The organism is Paludibacter sp. (assembly GCF_009712605.1).
GTDB lineage: Bacteria > Bacteroidota > Bacteroidia > Bacteroidales > Paludibacteraceae > Microbacter.
In genome coordinates, this window is record NZ_WASO01000001.1 from 322,514 (window position 1) to 343,070 (window position 20,557).

The 20,557-nt window shown below is 38.5% G+C and carries 13 protein-coding genes; 3 read left to right on the top strand and 10 right to left on the bottom strand.

Going from position 1 to position 20,557, the window contains the following annotated elements; translation table 11 throughout:
- Positions 1-54 precede the first annotated feature (54 nt).
- Positions 55-3,285 carry a DUF2723 domain-containing protein gene (locus F8N35_RS01155; protein WP_293049519.1) on the top strand — a complete coding sequence of 1,077 codons (3,231 nt, stop codon included), beginning with the start codon at positions 55-57 and terminating at the stop codon, positions 3,283-3,285.
- 187 nt (positions 3,286-3,472) lie between these two features.
- On the opposite strand, the gene F8N35_RS01160 is transcribed toward F8N35_RS01155, so the two are convergent.
- The 5 genes from F8N35_RS01160 to F8N35_RS01180 all read right to left on the bottom strand — a co-directional run bounded on the left by F8N35_RS01160 (position 3,473) and on the right by F8N35_RS01180 (position 9,817).
- A complete protein-coding gene (locus F8N35_RS01160) occupies positions 3,473-4,723 on the bottom strand; it encodes a glutamate-5-semialdehyde dehydrogenase (protein ID WP_293049520.1) in 1,251 nt (416 codons plus the stop codon).
- Between the two features lie 145 nt (positions 4,724-4,868).
- The gene (locus F8N35_RS01165; protein ID WP_293049521.1) at positions 4,869-6,791 is read right to left on the bottom strand and encodes a DUF354 domain-containing protein; all 1,923 of its coding nucleotides are present in this window, start codon (positions 6,789-6,791) and stop codon (positions 4,869-4,871) included.
- Positions 6,788-7,852 (bottom strand): DUF354 domain-containing protein, encoded by a 1,065-nt coding sequence (locus F8N35_RS01170; RefSeq protein ID WP_293049522.1) that lies wholly within the window; start codon positions 7,850-7,852, stop codon positions 6,788-6,790. Before F8N35_RS01170 ends, F8N35_RS01165 begins: the two co-directional genes overlap by 4 nt.
- 11 nt (positions 7,853-7,863) lie before the next feature.
- Positions 7,864-8,895: a peptidoglycan bridge formation glycyltransferase FemA/FemB family protein gene (locus tag F8N35_RS01175; protein ID WP_293049523.1), complete on the bottom strand. Its 1,032-nt coding sequence runs from the start codon at positions 8,893-8,895 to the stop codon at positions 7,864-7,866.
- On the bottom strand, positions 8,873-9,817 hold the full coding sequence (locus tag F8N35_RS01180; RefSeq protein ID WP_293049524.1) for a glycosyltransferase family 4 protein: 945 nt from the start codon (positions 9,815-9,817) through the stop codon (positions 8,873-8,875). The genes F8N35_RS01175 and F8N35_RS01180 overlap by 23 nt, the downstream gene beginning before the upstream one ends.
- Before the next feature lie 204 nt (positions 9,818-10,021).
- Between F8N35_RS01180 and F8N35_RS01185 the strand changes: the two genes are divergently transcribed.
- Together F8N35_RS01185 and F8N35_RS01190 are read left to right on the top strand one after the other, a co-directional pair.
- Complete coding sequence (locus F8N35_RS01185; protein WP_293049525.1) at positions 10,022-11,185, top strand: galactokinase; 1,164 nt, start codon at positions 10,022-10,024, stop codon at positions 11,183-11,185.
- An 11-nt stretch (positions 11,186-11,196) separates the two neighbouring features.
- A complete protein-coding gene (locus tag F8N35_RS01190) occupies positions 11,197-12,234 on the top strand; it encodes an aldose epimerase family protein (RefSeq protein WP_293049526.1) in 1,038 nt (345 codons plus the stop codon).
- A 1,370-nt stretch (positions 12,235-13,604) separates the two neighbouring features.
- On the opposite strand, the gene F8N35_RS01195 is transcribed toward F8N35_RS01190, so the two are convergent.
- From F8N35_RS01195 to F8N35_RS01215, 5 genes are all read right to left on the bottom strand, one after another.
- Complete coding sequence (locus tag F8N35_RS01195; protein ID WP_293049527.1) at positions 13,605-15,203, bottom strand: hypothetical protein; 1,599 nt, start codon at positions 15,201-15,203, stop codon at positions 13,605-13,607.
- A gap of 394 nt (positions 15,204-15,597) precedes the next feature.
- The gene (locus F8N35_RS01200) at positions 15,598-17,235 is read right to left on the bottom strand and encodes a hypothetical protein (protein WP_293049528.1); all 1,638 of its coding nucleotides are present in this window, start codon (positions 17,233-17,235) and stop codon (positions 15,598-15,600) included.
- A gap of 29 nt (positions 17,236-17,264) precedes the next feature.
- Positions 17,265-18,764 carry a hypothetical protein gene (locus tag F8N35_RS01205; RefSeq protein WP_293049529.1) on the bottom strand — a complete coding sequence of 500 codons (1,500 nt, stop codon included), beginning with the start codon at positions 18,762-18,764 and terminating at the stop codon, positions 17,265-17,267.
- Positions 18,764-18,904, bottom strand: a complete 141-nt coding sequence (locus F8N35_RS01210) for a hypothetical protein (RefSeq protein ID WP_293049530.1) — start codon at positions 18,902-18,904, stop codon at positions 18,764-18,766. The genes F8N35_RS01205 and F8N35_RS01210 overlap by 1 nt, the downstream gene beginning before the upstream one ends.
- A gap of 19 nt (positions 18,905-18,923) precedes the next feature.
- Entirely contained in the window at positions 18,924-20,522 is a 1,599-nt protein-coding gene (locus F8N35_RS01215; protein ID WP_293049531.1) for a hypothetical protein, read from the bottom strand.
- Between the last annotated feature and the right edge of the window lie 35 nt (positions 20,523-20,557).

Sequence of the window (20,557 nt, forward strand, 5' to 3'; positions counted from 1 at the left end):
ATCTTTGGCACTTCAATCAGAAGCCTGTTGTGATTGTAATCCATAATTCATAATATGAAGAATTTCAAGCTGATTAACACCATCTCCGGATGGGTTGCCTTTGCTGCTGCTGCCATCGTATACATTATTACGCTGGAACCGACAGCCAGTTTTTGGGATTGCCCCGAGTTTATTACCGTCGCTGCGAAGCTGGAAGTAGGTCACCCTCCCGGAAGTCCGCTACATGCATTAATAGGGCACTTCTTCTCTTTGTTTGCTTCCGATAAATCGCAAATTGCTTATTGCGTGAATGTCGCAACTGCTATCTATAGCGCGCTCACCATTTTATTCTTGTTCTGGACCATTACTTATTTTGCCCGCAAGGTGATTGTGAGCAAGGGCGAAGAGCTTACAACAGGACGTGCAATCGCGGTGTTAGGTGCCGGTTTTGTAGGGGCATGGGCTTTCATGTTCTCCGATTCATTCTGGTGGTCGGCCGAAGAAGCTGAAGTTTACGGTTTCTCAACGTTGTGTACTGCTGTTGTAATTTGGGCTATGTGCAAATGGGAGGAAGTCTCTGACGAACCTCGTGCCGAACGTTGGATAATTTTGCTGGCTTACGTAATGGGGCTTTCTATCGGGGTACACATCCTGAACCTGCTTGCCATTCCGGCTTTGGTGCTAATTTATTATTTCAAAAAATATCAGGTCAATAAAAAGGGTCTTGCGATCGCTATGTTGGTCTCGATAGCAATTTTGGCCGGACTTTTATATGGTTTGATGCCGTCTTATTTCTGGCTTGCAAGCTATGTAGAACTCTTCTTTGTGAATACTCTTTCAATGCCATTTAATAGCGGGCTTTTGACGTATATCGTTATATCTGCCATTGCTTTGGGCTGGGCATTGTATGAAACCCGCACTCAGAAGAACGATACCAGAGCTAAAATCGCATTCCTTGTTGCCATTGCATTGTCGGGTGTTCCTTTTTTAGGATCGCGCTTATGGTTGGGAATCGTTATTCTTGCAGCGACGGCAGTGCTTTTCTTCTACTTTAAGAAAGCGTTGTCTAATCATGCGATGCACCTGATTGTGACGGTTGTTACTATGTTACTTATCGGCTATTCTACATTTGCCGTTATCGTCATTCGCTCAAATGCGACTCCTCCGATGGATCAAAACGGACCTGACAATGTGTTCTCTTTGATGAGTTACCTGAGTCGAGACCAGTATGGCGACCAGCCTTCTTTGCTTTATGGACCTCTGTATACGGCCGAATATAAATGGAAACCTGCCGAAGGAGGAACCTGTCTCCCCGAAGAAAAAATAGGAGCTCCGCGCTATGCTAAAAAGCCAAAGGCTAATCCGAACGAAAAAGATCAGTATGTCATTACCGGTTATAAAAAAGATATTGTTTATGATGATGCATTCTGTACATTGTTCCCACGTATGTACAGTCAGCAGCCAAGTCATGTTCAGGCGTATAAAGAGTGGGCTGGTGAACCTGAAAATACGGTCGATTATGAGCCTTGCGGCCAACAGCAATCAGCACAGGCTCCTTCGTTTATACAAAATATTGGCTTTTTCTTTAGTTATCAGGTCAACTTTATGTACTGGCGTTATTTCATGTGGAACTTTAGCGGACGCCAGAATGATATGCAATCGATGGGCGAAGTGGATCGCGGTAACTGGATAACGGGTATAAACTTTATAGACAACCTGATGGTAGGAGATCAGTCGAACCTGCCGGATGAATTGTCGCAAAATAAAGGACACAACCGATACTTCCTCCTTCCATTGTTATTGGGGCTTTTAGGGTTGTTCTTCCTCGTTTACCGGGGGAAGGAGGGTATGCATGCCTTCTGGATTATTCTTGTCCTGTTCTTTATGATGGGTATCGCAATTGTCATCTACCTGAATCAAACTCCGGCACAGCCCCGTGAGCGGGATTATGCTTATCTTGGTTCATTTTATGCATTTGCTATCTGGATTGGTCTCGGTGTTCTGGCTATCTATCGCTTCCTCGAAAAGCGTTTCAATGCAAAAATCAGCGCGGTAGTAGCATCGATTCTCGGCTTGATTGTTCCGGGTATTCTTTGCGCTCAGAACTGGGATGATCACGATCGTTCAGGACGTTATACCTGCCGTGATTTCGGAAAGAACTACCTTGTCGGTCTTCCTCCGAACTCTATCATATTCACTTGCGGTGACAATGATACGTTCCCTCTCTGGTATTGTAATGAAGTAGAACAGTTCCGTCCTGATGTGCGTGTTTGTAATTTAAGTTATTTGCAAACCGACTGGTATATTGACCAGATGAAACGTCAGGCATATACATCTGCTCCGCTACCAATATCCTGGAATGCTTCTCAGTACATGTCGGGTAGTCATGAAGTGGCTCGAGTCTATGATACTAAAGATTCCACCAAAGTCGATATCAAGACAGCAATGTCGTTCGTGTTGAGTAATGATCCAAGAACGAAAGATCAGTTTGGTCAGGATATTTTCCCGACATCGACAGTGTTGTTACCGGTTGACAAACAATCGGTTCTGAATAATAAAGTAGTGCCAGCTCATCTTGCAGATAAGGTTTTGCCGGTGATGGAATTAAAGGTCGGTTCTCAGATTACCAAGTCGGATTTGATACTGATGGATATTCTGAAAACAAACAACTGGAAACGCCCGGTTTATATAGCTGCTACCGTTGGAAACAGTATGTACAATGTTCGCCTGAGTGATTATTTTCAACGTGAGGGTATTGTAAACCGTATAGTGCCTGTTAAGACGGAAGAAGGTGCAAATACCAATACTGCCGTGATGTATGATAACCTCATGCACAAATATAAATGGGGCGGTATGGAAAATCCGAAAGTATATCTTGATGAGAATATAGTTCGGATGGTATCGATGTTCCGGATGCAATTTGCAGGCCTGGCTGAAGCCCTGATTCTTGAAAATAAAAAAGACTCGGCTCTCAAAGTGCTGGATTACGGCATGAAGGTCGTTCCGCCTACAACCTTGCCTCACGACTATTTCACGATGAATATGGGCCGGTTCTATTATGAACTGGGTAAAACCGCGAAAGGTGATGAAATAATGAATGCTGTGGCTAAACAGTCCATTAAGAGCCTGACATGGTATGCCGGTCTTACTCCGAAACAGATGCGTAGTGCCAGTGAACGTATTCAAAACAATATGGCTACCCTGAGTAACCTGCTTTTCTTTGCTGATAAATATAAGCGTAAACAAATTGTGAGTCAGTATTCGGCTCAGTTCCAGGTTTTCGCAAAAGTATTTCACATGCAGTAAAAGCCCGGTGGAAACATAAAAAAACAGCCATCTGTCTAATGACGGGTGGCTGTTTTTTTATGATGTTATGGTCTTGAAATGGCGTCGAACGCAAAACATGACCCTGTCGTACGCCTTGGACTTATAACAAAAAACCTTCGACTGTTTCAATAGCCGAAGGTTTTTCGTTATAAGAGAATTTGATTGTTTATTGCCTGATTTGTCCGTTTCCGGTGATAACCCATTTGTAGGTTGTCATCTCCTGAAGAGCCATAGGCCCGCGGGCATGAAGCTTTTGGGTGCTGATGCCAATCTCGGCTCCCAATCCGAACTGAGATCCATCTGTAAAGGCTGTTGATGCGTTGGCGTAAACACAGGCTGCATCTACTTGTTGTTGAAAAGTGGCAATGCGCAGCTTGTTCTCGCTGACAATGGCTTCACTGTGTTTTGAACCGTATTTTGCGATATGGTCAAGTGCTTCGGCAAATGTGCCGACGGTCTTGATAGCCATTTTATAGTCCAGAAATTCGGTGCCGAATTCTTGCTCTGTGGCCCTTTTTAATAATTTGTCGGGGTAGAAGCCTTTCAATGAATTATAGGCTTGTTCATCGGCATATATAATCACGTTAGAGTCGATCAGTGGGGCGCAAAGCATCGAAAGATCATGAATGCGGCTTGCGTGAATGATAAGACAATCAAGAGCATTGCATACGCTTATACGACGTGTCTTGGCATTGTTTACAATGGCAGCGCCTTTCTTTAGGTCGGCAAATTCATCAAAATAAGTGTGGCAAATACCAGCTCCGGTTTCTATCACAGGTACCCGGGCATTGTCGCGCACATATTCGATGAGGCTTTGACTTCCGCGTGGAATAATCAAATCCACCTTGCCAACGGCATTCAGCAACTCGGTGGTGGCTTCACGATCAGGCGGCAACAGCGTTACAATATCAGGATTGATTTCAAATTTTTGCAATATACTTTTGATTAATCCAACAATTGCAACATTTGAATCCTGCGCGTCGCTGCCTCCTTTTAACAGACAGACGTTGCCTGATTTCAGGCAGAGTGAAAATACGTCAAAACTCACATTTGGACGTGCTTCGTAAATAACTCCAATGATGCCAAACGGAACGGTGATTCTTTTGATGTTTAATTCGTTGGGGCGGACAATATCCGATAATACATGCCCAAGCGGAGAAGGTAAAAGAGCAACGCTTCGCAGATCCTGAGCAATGGCTTCAATACGTTCCGCTGTCAGTTTCAGACGGTCGTATTTTGGATCTGCCGGATCCATGCGGCTTAAATCTTTACTGTTTTCTTTCAGAATTATGCTCGTTTGAGCAACGGCTTCGTCTGCAATGGCATTGAGAACACGATTGATCGTAGCATCTGTAATGGCGGCTAATTCTTTTTTAGCCAGATGTGCATTTTCGAAAATAGTTGCTAATGAGTTCATTGTCGTGTGTATTTGTGTGAGTAAAATTAAATTACATAGAAACAGAGATAAAGCTGCATGTGGGTGTCCGATTCTGATGGTGCTTGATTACAAAACTAATACTATTTGAGTTGTTTTCAGCACCAAAATCCATATTCTTTGCAAATTATTTTGTTTTCTTGTAGTGGATCACAATACGTTTGATCTGATTTTTTAATCCTTGGCTGACGAATTCGAATACCCACTTCCACTGGTTATCGGTCCATCGTTGTGGGTGTGTGGTAATCATTATTTTGTTAGGTAGTTGACCGCTTATAGCTGCTGCAATTATATCATTAGTGGAATGAAACCTGTCGTATATTTTCCCTTTTACCTTGTCACGTATGCTGACTGATTGTCCGTCCCAGCATCTGCCGGTATCGGTGAGATACATGAATTTATTGAAGTCTATGTCGAAATAAGGTTCGCCGATAATGCCCGATTGCCGGTAATTGTAATGTTTCCAAAGGTCAATATTACTGAAAGATGAGGTAGGGCTACCATGCATACAAATAGTTTTGATCGGATAGAATTGACGGAAATACGCGAGGTTTTTCTCAAATAACACGATTGATTTTTTTGTATCTCCTTTTGTCAGACTCATCTCTTCATAATGATACCCGATTTCATGGCCTAAATCAGCTATTTTTTGTATTATTTCGGGGCGATTGCTGTTTCGTACTATACGGAAGTAATAAGAGGCAGGAATGCCTTCTTGGTGCTCAATTTCGGCGCATTGCAACGCGTGATACGGCCTTGCGTCGATGTCGTGCCGTAAGATGACGAACTTTCCTTCATTTTGCCCCTGACAAAATTCCTCAAATGTTCTGAATTCGAATCCCTGATGTTTGAGTACATGTAGCAGATCGATATATTTGTGAAAAGTAAAATCCGATGACTTGGAGAGGAGATCGTCTTTGACTTTTTTGGTCTGATAGGTGAGATGTCCCGGGTCTTTCCCAACTGAATACTGAATGTCTGGATTTGATAGCATCAAATTCTTGCTTTTGGGATAGTTCTCAACAAACCATGTGATAAACGGAGCAACATCTATTTTATCAGCTATTAGCTGATTTTTCCTTTCCTGATATAGTTCTTTTCTGTTGTCTATGGATAAGATTTTACCTGTTAGGGTCAATAATCTTTCAGGTTCGGATGTGGGAATGCCGTAAGTTAAGTGGTATTTGTGCTCCAGCTCTTCTAAAACACTGATACGACCCGAAAAATCACTAAACCGGATACTAGGAACGCCTAAAATGGCGGCTTCAACAGACATGCTTTGACTGTCAGATACTAATAAGTCGGCTCCTGCCAATACATGATGTATGTCTGAAGGGTTGATTGTAAGTCTGTATGGTTCAAACTCCGGGTTTAATTCACCTTCTGCGCTGACAAATACCTTTCTGCCTTGCTTTTGGCAAATTTCAATCTCTTTTTTTATGAGAGGCTGAGATAAGCCGACAATCCCCATGTCGTGGTAGGCCGTAAGGCGTGATAACCGGATGAGACAATAAGGTCGTTCTCCTGCATATTTTATGATGATGTTGTTGTCCGGCTTGAAGCGGCTGGGATGCAGGTATGATAACTTCATGAGGCCGTTATAGCCAATTTTTTTGGATTTCCATCTGCCAACATTACAACATTCGGGAGTCAATATCGTTTTTGTGAAGGGGTAGGTGAGTAAAGCCAGTCGTTTGATTACATTGTAGTCGTCTTCAAGTGTTGTGATGCAGGGCCTTCGGAGAACGACTGCGATATGAGCAACCGAGGCGTCGGTTCCCAGTAGAATGTCAGGTTTGAATATGAGAATTTTAAAAAACAGCTTAGAGGTTCTGTAAATGAAGGCTTTGGTTATGTCGAATACATTGGGCTTTCGTCCATGAGGCATTACATTTTCAAATGTTACATTGTCATATTGCATCAATTGAGCCAATACGTCTTTAGTGCGGATGAATATCTTGATTTCATGCCCGTGTTCTTTCCATAACCGGATAGGATTCCTAAAAAAAAGATATTGAGCCGGGTGCGATATGTATAATGCAATTCTCACTTTGTTGGGTTCTTTTTATATGGATAATTTTCGATGAAATCGACTAAAAAACCGGTTGTGTCGATTCTTTCTTTTAGAAATTTCGCTCTTTTGATTTGCCATTCTTTCTTGCTATTCGGATTGCTTAATAGATTCTTGATATCTTCCAGCATATTTTCAAATTCCTCCGGTTTATATCCGAATGCCAGTCCGAAATTATGTTCAAGATCTTCAATGCAACTCAATTCGCCAGCTAACGAGTTGCAACGGAAAGCAGGAGTCCCTAATATTGCTGCTTCGGAAGTCATGGTCTGGCTGTCCCCGACAAATAGTTTAGCGAAAGCCAAAAGATCATGTATTTTTTCTGGAGAAACAGAAAGTCGGAATGATTCCAGAGCCGGTTCGATTTCTCTTTCAGCGGTGATGAACACTTTGCCGTACCCGGTGAGTAGTTGCACTAACTTAAGCTTCTGTTCAAGCGAAAGCCCGTAAACGTTGCCGTCGTGATGCGCTTTGAAGGCATTAAAACGAAGAACAAAATAACTGTCCGATGGATTGACTCCTATTAATTCCAGTGTTTGGATATTCGGTGTAAAACGTGCAGGATGCAGGTATGCAAGTTCGTGAGTTCCTTTGTAAAATATAACATTTTTGGCTTTGCGTTTTCCTGTTAAGGCTACCGGAGACAATATGGCATTGCAAAACGGGTGAACATGTTTTACTATTAAAGGTTCCACTTTGTCGTCATCATCGTCCAGAAAAATAGACTTCATTTTGCAGAACCGGCATACCTGTGCAATAGTAACAGAAGACCCTACACCAAGATGAATGTTCTTTCTTACTACTAATCTCCATAGGAGAAAGTTGTAGTGCAATTGCATGAAGGCCTTCCCGATCAAAGAGTCACGTTTTTTACCGGTCAGAGAAATATATTCGATGTTCTCGGACTTTAATAGCTGTTTGGCCGCGGGGATATCTTTGACTGTGACAATCACATTATGCCCATGTTGCCTGAGCGTTCGGATCGTGTGCTTGAACAGGTGAACGTGAGCCGGATGATTTATATCGAAAAGTATATTCATTTTATCGCTGTTTAGTGAAGGAATTGCCAAGCTTTGAAGGCGATTCGCATAATAAAGAATACTACCCGGTTGTGAGGTAATTCGTACCGTCCGTAATTGACGAGTTCTCCTCCAAACTGAATTTTATAATTTCTAACTCCATAAGGTACATCAGGTTTGCCTGCTCCTCCGAAATCAAATAAAGGAACTTTTTCTGACTGTGCTATTTTGAATATTTCCCAGGGAAGAATATCGTTTGGGTTAAAATGGTAATATTGCTTCAAACTGCCGGCATACCAGTCGTAGAAACGCCCGTTGTATGAAAAAATATACATGATGCCTGCAAGTTCATTCTGAAAAAAAGTTCCGTATATTCGTAACATTCCGTTGGAATACATTTGATTAAATGCATTCATAAACAGAGATTTGTCTGCTAAGGGTAGTTTCGCTCTTTTGTATACTTCTTCTAGGATAGGATATGCTGCTTCAGCTTCTTTTGGGGTTGTCAATCTCCTGACTAAAAGTCCTTTGCGCTGTGCTTGCCGGATGTTGTTACGTTTGCGGCTTTTTACGTCTTTCCATAAATCATCTTCGCTTTTTGTCAGGTCAATCAAAATATTCAAATGGTCTTCATACTTTGCTCCAATTGCTTCAAACGCTTTTTTTATATCGCCCAACTCAAAAAGGTTACGGAATTGAGAATAAATGACTCTGACTTTTTTGTCGACGAGATATTCCTTTAGCATGAAACGTGCAAGCTCAGCATCATTATCTTTGACTAATGGACCACCTGCGATTATAGCTCGAGCAGTAAAACGACCTATCATGCCGTTGTAAACCTGATGGATGATAATAACCATTACACCTGTTATCTGCTTTGTATTGTCGCAGATAGCTAATACATATGGTTGAAATCCAGGTATATTGTTGTGGATTTCGTAGTATTCGGGGGTCTGGAAGATTGTGCCGTTGGAATGCCCTTCAACAAAAGCAGCCCATTGCTTTCGGTCGATATTGTCATATCCACTGATTATATGGTATTTATTGTTGATTTTCGGATTCATTCTGAATGCAATGTGTATATATTTCAATCAATTTGGTTGCTATTTGCTTGTCTGTCATCCCTGTCGCTTCTAATCGTGATCTACCATTGGTTCTTCCTTCTTTTGCTGCAAAATTGAGCGCTTTTTGCAGGGTTTCAACAACTGAATTAACTTCGAAAGTTGTTATATAGCAGCCATTCGTGTCATCTATTAACTCTTTAACGTCGCCGACGTTGGTTGAGACAATCGGGCAATTACATGCCATTGCTTCTTTGATAAATTGCGGAGATCCTTCCGAAAACGATGTCATAAGAGCCACGTCTGTTGCGTTTAGCGCCAGATTTACTTCGTTTCGGTTGAACCCTTTTAGTTCAATAAGCTTTGTTTTTCCGATCAAATCGACAGCTTTTCTAGCCAATGAGTAATTCTTGACGGTATTATCCTGTGAGCCGGCAAAGAGTATGTATGAGGCTTTGGTATCCCATCCTAATTGTTGACGCGCGTCCATCTTTTTCATTGGGAAGAATCTCTCTGTTTCAATTCCGCAGGGCAAAAGAGTGTATTGCTTCCGGACATTGGAAATATCTATTATTTTCTGGGACACAAAAATGGAATGTGCAGATAATCTGATTGCCCATTTAGACCATCTGAGTACTTTGGGATCATTAATATCACTGCCATGAAATGTTGTTACTACGGGAATCTTCCGCTGAAGATTTGCTAAAAGGCCTGAAAGTCCGTAGTGAGCATGTATTATATCAGGCTTGAAATCTCTTATTTTTGTTTTTAGCTTGGGTAAAGCTTGTAAATAACCCATGATTCCTTTTTGCCTGATAAGAAAAAAATCGACCATCTCACCGAATTTTTTCAGACTATCTACCTGCTCCTGAATGAAAGGTGCAATTTGTCGATTTGTGGCGCTGCAAACAATCAGGATTTTCATAAAAAGATGGAGGTAAGAATAATGATTTTACAAAAATAACAAAATTAAGCCAATTTGTTACTCTTTCTCGGTTTATGACAGAATCTATTTTTAGAGGAGATAAAACCTGCTGTATAACATGTTTTGTCTCCTGACAGGCTAAAATAAATCCGTAAATTTGTATCTCTTCATTCACAACACATTTATACAAATAAACTATTGATTATGAAAATAGAAGAATTAAAGCAGGCATTTGTGGAAGCTTATGGCGTAGTTCCCGATGCTGTCTACTTTTCACCGGGGCGGGTTAATTTAATTGGTGAACATACTGATTATAACGGTGGTTCTGTATTCCCGTGTGCATTGAGTTTTGGAACTTATTTGTTGCTGCGGAAAAACGGTGGAAAGACGGTAAAGTTCAAATCTTTGAATCAACCGGAAATTACCGAATTGTCGGTGGATCAGTTAACCACTCCTCTCGAAAAAATTTGGGTAAATTATCCTCTTGGAGTTTTTGCTCAGTTTATTAAGCGAGGTGTTGCGATCAACGAAGGTTTTGATATCCTGATTTGGGGTAATGTTCCCAACGGAGCGGGCTTGTCATCGTCAGCAGCGCTGGAAGTTGTTACAGCTTACGCTCTGAACGATCAATTAGGAACCGGTTTTAATCGTACCGTACTTGCACAGATTGGCCAAAAGGCAGAACACGAATTTGCATTTGTAAATTGTGGCATTATGGATCAGTTTGCCTCGGCTAATGGAGCAAAAGATCATGCTATTCACTTGAATTGCGATACACTCGAGTTTGAACTGGTGCCGGTAAAACTGGAAGGCGTAAAAATTCTTATTTCGAATACACACAGTCCTCATAAACTTGACTCAGGCGCATACAATCAACGCGTTGCTGAATGTAAAAAAGCGGTAGAGCTGATTTCAAAAGTGCGTCCGATTAAAAACCTGGCCGAATTGACAGAAGAAGACTTCAAAAAGGTGGAATCTGCTCTCGATAGTGATCCTGTAGCTCACAAACGGGCTCGCCACGTAGTAACTGAAGTTCAGCGTACATCCGATGCTGTAAAGGCTCTAAAAGCCGGTGAAATCGATAAATTTGGCCAGATGATGAACGCTTCTCACGTTTCGTTGCGTGATGATTATGAAGTTACCGGACTTGAACTTGATACAATGGCAGAAGAAGCCTGGAAAATCCCGGGAGTGATTGGCTCTCGTATGACTGGAGGTGGTTTTGGTGGTTGCACCGTAAGTTTGGTCAAGGAAGAGGCTATCGATACATTTATCGAAAAGGTGGGCGCTGCTTATAAGGAAAAAACAGGCATCACACCGGACTTTTATGTCGCCGAAATTGGTGATGGAGCTTGTAAAATAGGATAAAAAGCAGAGTTATGCAGGAAAATTTCAATAAAATAGTTGATGGCAAACAGGTTAGCTTGTTTGTCCTAAAAGGAGGTAAACTCGAAGTCGCAATCACCAATTACGGTGCTAAGATTGTGACTCTCAAAGCGCCTGATAAAAATGGAAAAACCGAAGATATAGTGCTCGGTTTTGATAATCTGGATGATTATTTGACAAAAGAACCTTTTTTTGGTGCAGTTTGTGGTCGTTTTGCCAACCGTATTAAAAAAGGTCATTTTGAACTCGAAGGTAAAGCATACGATTTGGTTGTTAATAATGGCGCAAATCATCTTCACGGTGGGATAAAAGGCTTTAATGCGGTTGTTTGGGACGTGGAATCTTTCTCAGATAATAAATTGGTTTTGTTCTATCTTGCCAAAGATGGAGAAGAGGGTTATCCCGGCAATCTTAAAACGACAGTCACTTATCAGGTGACAGATGATAATGAGTTGAAAGTTCATTATCAGGCCATTACGGATAAAACGACAATTCTCAATTTTTGCCAGCACTCGTTCTTTAATTTGAAAGGAGCCGGAAATGGTAATATTGAAGACCATTATCTTACGGTTAATGCCGATTTTTATACTCCGCTCGACGAAACACAGGCTCCTGTGGGCGAGGTACGGTTTGTGGACGGAACATTGATGGATTTTAGGAGTCCGGTGCTTGTTTCAGATCGTATAAATGCCGATTTTGATCAATTTACTGTTGGTAGAGGAATTGATAATAACTGGGTTGTAAAAAAAGGACAGATGCATGAAATGGCTCATGCAGCAACGCTATATGAGCCAGTAAGCGGACGCACTTTGGAGGTCTACACGACACAGCCCGGTATACAGGTATATTCAGGCAACTGGGTTGAAAATTTTACCGGTAAATATGGTAAAAAGTACGATGTGAGATACGCTATTTGTCTCGAAGCTCAGGGATTTCCTTGCTCTCCGAATTATCCGCAGTTCCCTTCTCCGGTCCTTCGTCCGGGAGAAAATTACGATGAGATCTGCGTGTATAAATTCAGTGTCAGATAAGCTAACATCCTATAATACAAAATAAGCCCCGAAAAGAATTTTCTTTTCGGGGCTTATTTTGTATAGTAAATACAAGTATATTTTGTAAGCATTCAAATGTTTGATTATTTCATAGTCGCTATTTGATTATTTAGATTTTGAAACCAGAAGCAGAGCGACATCACGTCGCTCTGTTTCTAAACCAAAATCTAAAGAGAAAAATAATCAAATATTTTAAGCCATATAGGCTTTATGTTGTTATTGCCTATTAGAATATCATAATCAATGTCTCGTAGAGAACACTATGTCTTTGCTGTTTGTCTCAGTTGCGCTATATGCAATACTACTATACTTCAAGTAGCGTATATTGTGTATGCTACGTTGCCTATTGTTATATTTGCCATCGACTCTGATGTCGGTTATATATCGAATTGTCGATGTTTGAAGAGTTTAGAGTTGTTTGTCAACTACACTCAAGGATTCAATTCTTGTAGGAGGTAGCGGAACGAACCTTGTAGGAGGTAGCGGAACGTAAGCACTTGTCTGTATTAGAGTTGTTTTTTCTACTACACTCAAGGATTCAATTCTTGTAGGAGGTAGCGGAACGAATCTAGTAGGGGGTAGAGGAACGTAAGCGCTTGCATAAATCAAAGAACTTGTAAATAATGCGATAGAGATTGCAACTCTTAGGGATAATTTGAAATTTTTCATCTTTGTAATTTTTTGTGTTGGTTAGCATTACAAAGAAACATACAAAAAACCCCACTTGTGTTATTTTTATTCGAAAAATTATATTAACATCAGACTCGAAACTAGATGCTAAAAAATTGAAAATCTATTATTTGTAACAGGTTTAAATATGTTCAACATTAACATATTCTGATATAGCTAAAATTTTATACATAAACACCCCAAAATTTAGACCTAAAAAACAGATCTCTTCGATATTATTACGAAGAACTTGCATTTTATTTCGTCATTAATTTTGAGTTGATATTTTAATTCAGATTTGTTCTAATTGATTTTGAAAACCAGAAGCAGAGCGACATCTCGTCGCCCTGTTTCTAAACCAAAATCTAAAGAGAAAAATAATCAAATATTTTGAATGTATTCATGTTCGTTTGTCAACCGATGAGATGGATGTCCATTTTATGATAATTGTTGGAGTTATCTCTTTCAAATGCATTGATAACAGTCTCTGTTTTGCGTTGGTTAACATTACAAAGAAACAAATAAAATCAGTTTAATGTGCTCTTTTGTCCTCCAAAATTATATTAACACAAGATAAAGTGGCATGTTTTAATTGTAAGATAACCAGATTTATACATTGATTATAATTTGAAAGACTATTAACAATATAATTTGAAGAAGTAAAAGAGGGGAAAAAGAGGTCAAAATTCGGCAAGAAAATTAGAGAAATTTACGCCGTGTTCAATTTCTAATTTCTTGCGTAATCTGGCTCTACGAACATTAAAAGAATCAGTCTGAGTGTCCAAAACAGAGGCGATCATGCCGGATTCAAAGCCAGCCCGCAGTAGACAACAGATTAGAATGTCGGTGGTGGTCAGTTGGGGGTATTTATTTTTAAGTCGTTTGGAGAAGCCGTTGTACAATCCGTCTATACTTGAAATTAATTCATCGTAGAGTGCCATAGAATCAATTGATTCTTCTTCTGATATTGAATAGGAGCTCTTGCTCGGAACTAATCTTTTAATAGCAGTCTTCTTATGATGTTCTACATTTTTGATCAATGCATTTTGCATATTAATTTGTTGCTGTAGTAACTGATTGTTTTCTTTTTCTTTCTCAACAAGCAGTTGGTGCTGTTTAAGCTGGATTTGTTTGTGTCTGTATCTCCATAATAAAACAATTACGATGATGCCACTTAATCCGAGTAATAGAAACAATACCGCAATTTTATTTCGTTGATTTGCTATGATCAGAGTTTTGTTCTCAGCCGCAATGCGTTCATAATTATATTTTTTTTCCATGCCGGCAAAGCTGGTAGTAAGTGTTCTTTGAAAATCAGAGTCTTTTGCCAAAATCAAATCTTTGGCTTTTTTTAAAGCATCAGGGATGTTATTTCTTTTTTCGGCTATATCTAATGCTACGGAATAGTAATCAGTTGAAGAGGATATTTTTTTAGACTTTTCCAAATATATTGATGCAGAATCTAAACTGCCAATCTTAGAATAAATGCGAGCAAGGAGGATATATTTGTGATAATCATAAACATCAGATATTTTCGTGGAAAGCCTTATGTAATAAAGAGACAATGCATATTCTTCTTTTTCATAATAAGCTAACCCCAATAATCTATAAATTGAGGATGAAAGTAATCCCTCGTCTAAGGATTGTGCTTCATATTCTGCTTTTTTATAATAATAAATTGCGCTATCTAGCTGATTTTTCTGAAAATGGGCGTAACCAATTTCAAACATCATAACAACGCTATTTCGTTTGTCGTTTGATTTTAGGAAGGCTTTCAATGCCATTTTGTTGTAATTAAGCATGCTGTCAATCAAATTTTGATTCTGATAAACCAGCGCCTTGTCGGAATATATGTATCCTAGTAGTTTATTGTCTTTGCATTCAATGGCATATGGTGTAGCATGTAATAATGCTTCTGCTTGTTTTTTTGCATCTTGTCTGTTACGGGCGCATCGAGATAAATATAAATAAGCATATCCCGCTTTTTTATAGTCATTTCTGTTTGTGTAATATTCTGTGGCAATTTGAATCAGAGAGTCAGATTCGACGTCAATGGCATTTTTATCTAATGCTTGACTCATTAATAATGCAAAAAAGGCATGTTCTTTCGTGGATAACTGGCTGGGATTTTTTATTAGTTTCAGTGTTTCTAATGCTTTATGCGGCTGGTTTTCCATCAAATCATTAGCCTTGTTTAATAAAGCTATGTCATTTGGAGAGGAATGATGACAAGCTGTTGTTAAGAGAATAATGGAAAATATGAAGATGATCCGGCGCATAAATGTGAAATTTGATAGCAAAGATACGCAATAAAATAAAGCGCAATATAACGCATTAATCATATTGGGAAAAAGAAAAAGGGAACGACTTCACGTCGTTCCCTTTCTTACTAACCAAAATCTAATAGGGAATAAATGGATTGGTAATTATTATTATAATTCCACTCTATTTTCCACTACAAGCCTTCGAATTCTAATAAAAGGATCAGAAGACTGTTCAATTCTGTAAAATTACAGAAAACAGAAATATATATTCTGATTTTTAATGGAAAAATTATATGTATAACGTCAATTTTGGATATGTGTAATTTGCATGTTGTCAGTAGTTTGTATTTTGTTGAGAGAGTGATTTATATGTATAAAGGAGTCTTAGATGGAAAAGTTTGTTTTTTGGTTAAGGTATTGAAGTAAGTATTTGTTCGATTTTGACATCCTCACGTGGGCATATCTTCTTTCTGATATTTGATCTGTATTTATAATAAGTTTCATTTTTGATATTGAGAGATGCCAGAATTAATTCAATATTGAATCCTGCTTTAAGATAATAGCAAATTAGTAACTCTTTGTTTGTGAGAGTGGGGAATCTGCGTTTTAACTCAAGTAGGAATGATTCAAAAGAAGGATCTATATTTTGGCTTATTGCGTTATGTTCTGATGTTAACTTGTTATGTTCTTTATTGAATATTTTGAGATATTGTGCTCCGATTTGTGATAAGTTGGTTTTGGGGATTAGCTGAAGCTGAATCAATTTCTGGATGATGGCAATTTTGGAAATCTGTTCTGATCGTAAGCGGATTTTTTGCAGATTGATGATGTTTTGGGCAGATACATTTTTTATTTGTTGCTTTTTTTTCTTATTTCTTTCTACAAGCACAATTGTGATAATAGCGAAGATTAGCAGAGAACTTATTGCAATCAGCATAATATATTGTTGATTCTTTATTGTTAGTTTCTGATTCTCTTTAGAAACTTCTTCGTAATTAATCTTTCTTTCTAATCCGGAGAAGCTTGATGTGAGAGTTTGCCTGTAATTTGAGTCTTTAGCTGCTAGATATTGTTTTGAATATAGCAAGGCATCTGTATTCATATTCTTTTTTTCATAGATTTCTTGTAGTAACATATAACAATCAGGAAGAGCCTTCTTGGTTTGAATCGCTTTCTTGAGATAGAATTCAGCCGAGTCTAATTTGCCGGTTTTGATTAAAACAGCACCCAAAGTCATCCATTGCGCATAGTTATATTGGGTGTTATATGCAGAAGCTAATCTAATCGCGTTTAATGCTCTGTAATATTGCTTTTGATAGTAGTAAATGAGAGAGCTATTTCTGTAGCAGGATGATATTAATAGTGAATCCTTTAAATTGTAAGAATCTTGTAATGCCTTATGCATATATGATAATGCTAATGAATACTGTTCTTTCTGGTAGTAATCATAAGCTAATCCTAAATATGAAAGAGCAATATTCCTCTGGTCATGGGCCATTGATAAATATTGCAGAGCCTTCTTGTCGTATTTTATTACACTGTCAAGCATTCTTTGTTCCCTGAAAATATCTGCTTTGTCGGCATTTAAAAAGCCGATTAATTGGTAATCTTTGCTTTTGACAGCATAGGGAAAGGCTTTAATTAATCTATTTGCTCTTAATTGTTGTTCATTCCTGTTTTTTGCACATCGCGAAAAGTAGAAGTATGCATATGCGGCTTTATGTGAATCGTTTGATTTGGAATAAAATGAGACGGCGGTATTGATTATAGAATCTGATTCAATATAAATGTCACATTTGTCAAAAGCCTGGCTTAATAATAAGGAGTAGGCCGCATCGTCTTCTTTGCTTAGTTTATTCGGAAAAGGAATGGACTTTAAAAGCTTGAGTGCGCTGTCAGGGTGAGTTTTCATTATTGCTTCTGCCCTGGTTATGAGTATGCCATCGTGAGAGGGCGTTCGTTTACAAGCAACAAACAGAAAGCTACAGCTAAATAGTAGGATAGATAGCTGCGTGATTTTAAGATTTCTGAATGAAGATTGATCCATCTCAACGAAGAATTTGTCGGTTTTTGAGCTTATATATCAGATAATATATGTTCGACTTTATCGTCTTGTCCGGCATTCATCTTTTTTCTGATATTTGAACGGTAATGATAATATGTTTCGCTTTTTATATTGAGCAATGATAGTATTGATTCTTGCTTAACTCCGGCTTTTAAGTAGCAACATACCAATATTTCTTTTGGGGTTAGAGTCGGAAATCGGGCAGTTAACTTTTGGGAGAAATTATGAAATACAGAGTCTATGTCCTTAATTATATCGTTATTGTGTGCAGATAGTGAGTGATCAACTTCTCCAAAAAGCTTAAGATACTGAGCTCCTATTTGTGATAAATTTTTTTTCGGGATAAGTTTAAGTTGTATCAGATTCTGTAGAATTTTGATTTTTGATATTCGTTCGGCTTGCAATTTGATTTTTTGTCGGTTAATGATTTTGATATCAGTTTCGTGCTTTAACGCTAATTTGTTCTTTTTGATTTGCTCTATCAGGATTATAACCACAATTATCAAGCAAAGGATTGCGATCAAAGCAATGATTATGGTAAAGCGTTGATTTTTGATTATTAATTTTTGATTGTCAGCTTCAATTTTTTCAAAGTTTACCTTCTTTTCCAGTCCTTCTAAACTTAGTTTTAAATTATCTTCATTTATTGAATCTTTGGCTGCATTTTTCAATTTTGCCCATCTGAATGCATCTTGATAATTGCCTTCTCTTTCGGAAATTTTTTGTAGTAGTTCAAAACAATCAGGAGAATTATATTTGTATTTAAGACATTGGGATAAATATATTTTAGCAGAGTCAAGATTGTTTTTTGCCTCAAATATTGCCGCAAGGTTGAACCAATTGGTCGGATCTTCTGCCTGTTTGGTTTCTATACTTTTTCGTGCATATGCTAAAGCTGCAGAATAATCGTGAAGATAGAATAGGGTTAGACTGGTGAATTTGTATAATGGAGAAGTTAAACTGTTGTCTTTTATGTTTTTGGCTTCTTTTTCTGCTCTTTTGTAGTAAACTAGAGACTCTTGAAAGTTTTGTTTTTGATAATATCCATATCCAATTCCAATTAGACAAACAATACAGTTTCTTATGTCATTTGCTTGTTTTAGCGAATAATATGCGAGTTTATTGAACTTAATCATACTGTCAATTTGATTCTGGCTCCTATAAATAGAAGCAGTCTCACTATAAACAAACCCCAGTAGTTTATGGTTGTCACTTTTCTTGGCACAAGGGATTGCTTTTAATAGAGCTTCTGCTTGTTTTTGTGTGTCGTTTTTGTTGCGCTCACATCTTGATAAATAAAAGAAAGAATAGCCAGCTCTAGTAAATTCATTATTGTTTTTGTAGTAATTAACAGCTTCTTTTATCAAACTGTCAGATTTAATGTCTATTCCACATTTATCCATGCCCTGACACATTAACAGTGCATATAGTGCATAATCTTTTTGTTTAAGGTGCTGTGGGTGACTGATTTTTTTTAATGATGCGATAGCACTAGCAGGTTGGTCCTCCATTAGGCTGTCTGCTCGGTGTAATAATATAAGGTCTCGTGAGGACGAGTGCCGACATCCAGATAGAATGCAACAGCAATAAAAAAGTGAGAATATTTGTAGAATTTGCCGGAAGGTAATGTTGGAATATCTGCCCATTTCATCGTAAGAATTAGGTCGTTATTATATTTCAGAAAGAATCTTCTCAATTTTGTCATCCAGACCGGCATTCATCTTTTTTCTGATATTAGAACGATAACGATAGTAGGTCTCACTTTTTATGTCAAAAATGGTAAGGATCGCACCATGGTCAAATCCTGCTCTAAGGCAGCAACTGATCTGGATTTCTCTTGGAGTGAAATGAGGGTACCTTTCTTTGATTCTTTTAGATAGCCCATTAAACGCATTGTCAATAACCTCTGTCATTTCTTCAATGTTAGTAGGAATCACGTGGCTGTCTTCTCCAAATAATTTAAGATATTGAGCCCCTATTTGTGTTAGATTACTTTCTGGAATATGCTTGAGCTGGATCATTTTCTGTAGTATTTCAATCTTTTTGATTTGCTCAGATTGTAATTGAAGCTGTTGTTGGCAAATAATATTCTGAGCAGCTTCATTTTGAAGTTCTAACTTCCGTTTCCGATTTTTCTCTATTAAAACGAAAGTCGAAACCACGAAGCATAGCAGGACTGACAGAATTGCCAGAATTGTAAATTGCTGATTATGGATTAATAGTCTTTTGTATTCAACCTGTGCTTTCTCTGAGTTATATTTTTTTTTCATAACAACGGAACTGGTAGCCAATGATCTTTGATAGTCTGAATCTTTTGCAGCTTCAATTAGCTTAGAATATTCGATCGCCGCTTTTATGTTTCCCTGCTTTTCTTCAGCCTCTTGCAATCGCAGGTAGCAAGCAGATAAAAGATTCTTTGAGTGTAAACATTGTCGGAGATGGTATTTAGCAGAATCTATAACGCCTTTTTTTAAAAAAGCGATTCCAATATTCATGTGTTTTCCCGCTTCAGACGTATCTTTGGCTTTAAGAGATAGTCTGCCATAAAAAATGGCTGAGTCATATTGCTGTAAATTGCAATATGAGCGGCTAATAAGATGATAAGCTGTCGTTTGAAGATTGACTTCTTTTGTTTTTAATGATTCGTGTTCAGCTAGCCTGTAATAACGCAATGCCTCATGGAAATTGGCTTTTATATAAAAGCCATCTCCAATTGCCAAAAGAGAATTGAAAATACTGCGGGGGTCTCCCTCTTTTTGTAGTGTTTTGTAGGCTAAAACTCCATAATGAATTACACTGTCAGGTTGTCGTTGAACTTTGTATAGCGTGGCTTTTTCGTAATAGAGGATTCCAATTAGCTTGCTGTTGTTGCTTGCCAGCCCAAACTTGATGGCTTTATTAAGGTTTTCGGTTCTGGAGGATATATCTTCCCTGTAGCGGGCACACCTTGACTGATAAAGAAAAGCGTATGCTGATTTTTCGTTGTCGTTGACCTGAGGAAAATACGACGAGGCAATTTTGATTAGAGAATCAGATTCTCCCAATTGTCCGCATTTGTCAAGAGCTTTGCATGTTAAAAGGGCGTATAATGCATGATCATATGAAGATAACTGGATTGGAGATAACTGTTTTAGCTTTTGGATAGCACTGTCCGGATAAACTTCTACCAAGCTGTCAGCTGTAGCAAGCAGTTCTTTATCATGGGGGCGCGTATGCTTGCAGCTGGCAAATACGATTAATGTTACTATAAACAATAGGTATTTACGCATGATTTTGGTCGGTTATCGCAAAGATAGTAAAATGT

Coding starts and splice junctions, on each gene's coding strand:
- F8N35_RS01155 (WP_293049519.1), top strand. CDS start 55: ATGAAGAATTTCAAGCTGATTAACACCATCTCCGGATGGGTTGCCTTT.
- F8N35_RS01160 (WP_293049520.1), bottom strand. CDS start 4,723: ATGAACTCATTAGCAACTATTTTCGAAAATGCACATCTGGCTAAAAAA.
- F8N35_RS01170 (WP_293049522.1), bottom strand. CDS start 7,852: ATGAATATACTTTTCGATATAAATCATCCGGCTCACGTTCACCTGTTC.
- F8N35_RS01175 (WP_293049523.1), bottom strand. CDS start 8,895: ATGAATCCGAAAATCAACAATAAATACCATATAATCAGTGGATATGAC.
- F8N35_RS01180 (WP_293049524.1), bottom strand. CDS start 9,817: ATGAAAATCCTGATTGTTTGCAGCGCCACAAATCGACAAATTGCACCT.
- F8N35_RS01185 (WP_293049525.1), top strand. CDS start 10,022: ATGAAAATAGAAGAATTAAAGCAGGCATTTGTGGAAGCTTATGGCGTA.
- F8N35_RS01190 (WP_293049526.1), top strand. CDS start 11,197: ATGCAGGAAAATTTCAATAAAATAGTTGATGGCAAACAGGTTAGCTTG.
- F8N35_RS01195 (WP_293049527.1), bottom strand. CDS start 15,203: ATGCGCCGGATCATCTTCATATTTTCCATTATTCTCTTAACAACAGCT.
- F8N35_RS01200 (WP_293049528.1), bottom strand. CDS start 17,235: ATGGATCAATCTTCATTCAGAAATCTTAAAATCACGCAGCTATCTATC.
- F8N35_RS01205 (WP_293049529.1), bottom strand. CDS start 18,764: ATGGAGGACCAACCTGCTAGTGCTATCGCATCATTAAAAAAAATCAGT.
- F8N35_RS01210 (WP_293049530.1), bottom strand. CDS start 18,904: ATGAAATGGGCAGATATTCCAACATTACCTTCCGGCAAATTCTACAAA.
- F8N35_RS01215 (WP_293049531.1), bottom strand. CDS start 20,522: ATGCGTAAATACCTATTGTTTATAGTAACATTAATCGTATTTGCCAGC.